Source organism: Nocardia sp. NPDC058497, assembly GCF_042720195.1.
Taxonomy (GTDB): Bacteria; Actinomycetota; Actinomycetes; order Mycobacteriales; family Mycobacteriaceae; genus Nocardia.
The window spans coordinates 1-2,415 of the sequence record NZ_JBHXMY010000442.1; the positions used below are offsets into that span (position 1 = coordinate 1).

Genomic DNA, 2,415 nt, shown 5'->3' on the forward strand with positions numbered 1-2,415 from the left:
TATCCATAAAAACCCCAGGTCATACCCGGTGAACAACACGCTGTTCGGGTAGAACTTCGTCAGGCTCTCCGTCTGGTTGGGCCAGCCCATGGTCGAGAACGGCCACAGCGCCGAGGAGAACCAGGTGTCGAGGACGTCGGGGTCCTGCGTCCATCTGGCCGGAGCGGTCTCGTCAGGGCCGACGCACTTGATCTCGCCGGTGGGGCCGTACCAGATGGGGACGCGGTGTCCCCACCAGAGCTGGCGGGAGATGTTCCAGTCGCGCAGGTTGTCGACCCAGTCGAAGTAGCGGCCAGCCAGCTCGGGCGGATGAATGTCCACGCGCCCGTCACGGACCGCATCACCGGCGGCCTTGGCCAGCGGTTCGACTTTGACCCACCACTGCATCGACAGGCGCGGCTCGATCACGGTGCCGCAGCGCGAGCAGTGCCCGACAGCGTGCGAGTAAGGCCGTTTCTCCGCGACGATGCGTCCCTCGGCGCGCAACGCGGCGACGACGGCGCTGCGAGCTTCAAGGCGATCGAGTCCTTGGAACATGCCGGCTGCGGTGATGATCGCGTGCTCGTCCATCACCGTCAGCGAGGGCAGGCTGTGGCGTTGGCCGATCTCGAAGTCGTTGGGGTCGTGGGCGGGGGTGACTTTCACCGCGCCGGTACCGAATTCGGGATCGACATGCTCGTCGGCGACCACAGGAATGCGACGACCGGTCAGTGGCAGTTCGATCTCGCGGCCGACCAGGTGGCTGTATCGGGGGTCGTCGGGGTGGACGGCGACAGCGGTGTCACCGAGCATCGTTTCGACTCGGGTGGTCGCGACAACGATCTCGTCATCGCCGTCGCCGTAGCGGATCGACACCAGTTCGCCGTCGAGGTCCTTGTGATCGACCTCGATATCGGAGATCGCGGTCGCACAGCGCGGGCACCAGTTGATGATGCGTTCGGCCCGGTAGATGAGGCCGTCGTCGTAGAGGCGCTTGAAGATCGTCTGGACAGCGCGCGAGAGCCCCTCGTCCATGGTGAACCGTTCACGGTCCCAGTCGACGCCGTCGCCGAGGCGACGCATCTGATCGGAGATGGCACCACCGGACTCGGCTTTCCACTGCCAGACGCGCTGCTCGAACGCCTCGCGTCCGAGATCGTGACGGGAGAGGCCCTCCTTGGCGAGCTCGCGTTCGACCACGTTCTGCGTGGCGATGCCCGCGTGGTCCATACCGGGCTGCCACAGCGTCTCGAAGCCTTGCATGCGCTTGCGGCGAGTGATCGCGTCGATCTGAGTGTGCTCGTAGGCGTGGCCCATGTGCAGGCGGCCGGTGACATTGGGGGGAGGGATGACGACGGCGTAGGTGGGCTTGTCGCTGGTCTCGTCGGCCTTGAAGTAGCCGTTGGCTACCCACCGTACGTACAGCTCACCCTCGAGTTCTACCGGTACGAAAGTCGTCGGCAGGGTTGTGGGGTCGGCGCTGTCTCGGCGGTGGGTATCGGTCACAGTAGCCCAGCATATTGCCTGTCCATCGCCGGTCTCGCGGGCGCCGGTGGGAGGCGGCGTCGCATTCATCCCGGTCATGGGATGCCTAGAACATCGACGGGACTGCCCAGGGTGGCTTTGCGCCCTCGAGCCAGTGCCAGGGCCTGGTCGAGGTCGACGGCAGCCATGTGCAGCAGGTCGGTCAGCCTGTCGGGTTTGCTCGCGCATACCGCCGCCGCCACGTCGGCGGCCGGGCGATCCTCGTCGAGGATGACATGGAAGTAGTCGAGGTTCTTCTCGACCACGAGTTGCACCGATTCCAGTTCATCGACCTGTGCGGTGGACAGGCGGGCGAACCGGCTGTGGACGCGGTACTCGTGAAGCGGGCCCGGTATACAGCTGATCTCGTTGGTTGCGCCGCGCCGGTGACGGGCGGCGAGGAGGTCGATCGCGAATGCCCAGTCCTGCCATTTGCGGACCCGCCGGTCATAGCCGCCCGCGGCGAGGGCATCGGTTCGTCGGTATACGATCGACATCGGCGCGTGGTGTTTGCGGGCCAGCAGCTGTTCGCGGCAGGGATAGGCCGAGATCGTCAGTCCGTCGAACGCGCCGAACATCTGTGAGTACGTGTGGACAAACGCCAGGTGGGGCGAGGCGGCCAGGAGCCGGACGGCTTGTTCCGGGTAGCTGCCGCCTGCGAGGAGGGCGGGCTCGGTGGCCAGCCGGTCGTCGGAGTCCAGTGGCAGGACGTAGGGGTATCGGGCGGCGCCGAGCCCGGCGTTGCGGGCGGCTTGTGCGCCACGTTTGCTGGGTAGCCGCACGACGTGCACATCCGGGAACTCGATGCATGCATCGATGCTGGTCAACGTGTTGTGGTCGTCGCTTCCATAATCGACCACCATTTTTTATCGGCCCCATGTCAACCGGTGTTTTAAAAAGCTTTAGAGGCCG

Annotated in this window: 2 protein-coding genes; both read right to left on the bottom strand. The window is 65.4% G+C overall.

The annotated features are described in order from the left end of the window. Positions 1-1,485: valine--tRNA ligase (locus ACFWPJ_RS24255; RefSeq protein ID WP_378854686.1), on the bottom strand; the 1,485-nt coding region annotated here is incomplete at its 3' end. 74 nt (positions 1,486-1,559) lie between these two features. Beyond that, positions 1,560-2,366: a glycosyltransferase family 2 protein gene (locus ACFWPJ_RS24260; RefSeq protein ID WP_378854687.1), complete on the bottom strand. Its 807-nt coding sequence runs from the start codon at positions 2,364-2,366 to the stop codon at positions 1,560-1,562. Positions 2,367-2,415: the final 49 nt, after the last annotated feature.